1 protein-coding gene is annotated in these 821 nt (G+C 59.8%); it reads right to left on the reverse strand.

Going from position 1 to position 821, the window contains the following annotated elements; genetic code table 11:
- The coding region (locus tag H8S02_RS12365; RefSeq protein WP_186970777.1) for an electron transfer flavoprotein subunit alpha/FixB family protein at positions 1 to 818 on the reverse strand (818 nt) is incomplete at its 3' end.
- Between the last annotated feature and the right edge of the window lie 3 nt (positions 819 to 821).

Here is an 821-nt window from a genome sequence, read left to right on the forward strand (position 1 = left end):
CCAGCCAGCTCTTCAGCCAGCTTGATGCCGGTGTCAACGTCCTTGGAGATGCCGCGGCCTACGGATACGACTACCTCAGCGCCGGTCAGGTCGACCAGCTCCTTAGCTTCCTTAACGACCTCGAGAACCTTGGTCTTGATGTCTGCATCGGACAGCTCGAAAGCTACCGGCTCAACGACTACTGCGTTAGCCTTAGCCTCGTTGTACTCGCCCTTCTTCAGAACGCCCGGACGAACGGTCGCCATCTGCGGACGGAAGCGCGGGCAGATGATGGTAGCCATCAGATGGCCGCCGAATGCCGGACGGGTCATCTTCAGGTTGCGGTCCTCACGGTTGAGCGCGTCCAGCTGTGCCTGCGGCAGGGTGGAAGCTTCCTTGAGGAATGCTGCGTACTTCTCAACGTCAACGTCGAGGTGGGTGCAGTCTGCGGTCAGACCGGTGTGCAGACGAGCTGCGCAGCGCGGGCCGAGGTCACGGCCAATGTTGGTAGCGGCGATCAGCAGGATCTCCGGCTTCTTAGCCATAACGGTGTCGCAGATAACCTTTGCGTAAGCATCGGTGGTGTAGGTATCGAGCAGATCGGACTCGCAGACGAGAACCTTGTCAGCGCCGTAAGCGCCCAGCTCCTTCGCCATGGAATCAGCTACGCCCTTGCCGCCGAGCAGCAGGCCGCAAACCTCGGTGCCCATATCGTCAGCCAGCTTGCGTGCCTCGGAGATCAGCTCGAGTACGGTCGGCTGCAGCTTGCCCTGACGCTGCTCACAGAATACCCATACGCCGGAAAAATCGGCGAGGTTGGTGTTATTGAAATCAGCCATTGT

Source organism: Agathobaculum hominis, from assembly GCF_014288055.1.
Lineage (GTDB): Bacteria > Bacillota > Clostridia > Oscillospirales > Butyricicoccaceae > Agathobaculum > Agathobaculum hominis.